Origin of the sequence: Pseudarthrobacter sp. B4EP4b (genome assembly GCF_006680095.1) — a bacterium.
Classification (GTDB): Bacteria; Actinomycetota; Actinomycetes; order Actinomycetales; family Micrococcaceae; genus Arthrobacter.
Window position 1 is genome coordinate 1 of the sequence record NZ_VHIJ01000099.1, and the last position, 435, is coordinate 435.

Sequence of the window (435 nt, forward strand, 5' to 3'; positions counted from 1 at the left end):
CATCATGCCCGGCAAAATCAACCCGGTCATCCCCGAAGTCGTCTCCCAGGTCGCCTACGAAGTGATCGGCAACGACGTCACCATCACCATGGCCGCCGAAGCCGGGCAACTCCAGCTCAACGCCTTCGAACCCATCATCGTCCACAGCCTCCACAAGAGCATCTCCCACCTCGAAGCCGCCTGCCGCACCCTCACCGCACGCTGCATCCAGGGCATCACCGCCAACACCGACCACCTCCGCCAAACAGTGGAACAATCCATCGGCCTGGTCACCGCCCTCAACCCCCACCTCGGCTACACCACCGCCACCGCCATCGCCCAGGAAGCACTCGCCACCGGCAAAGGCGTCGCCGAACTCGTCCTCGAACACGGACTCCTCACCCACACCCAACTCCAGGAACTCCTCAGCCCCGAACGCCTCGCCAACCTCACCAA

At 63.9% G+C, this 435-nt stretch carries 1 pseudogene; it reads left to right on the forward strand.

The features are described from left to right. Positions 1 to 435: pseudogene (aspA, locus tag FNL14_RS23050) on the forward strand (aspartate ammonia-lyase); the annotation flags it as partial.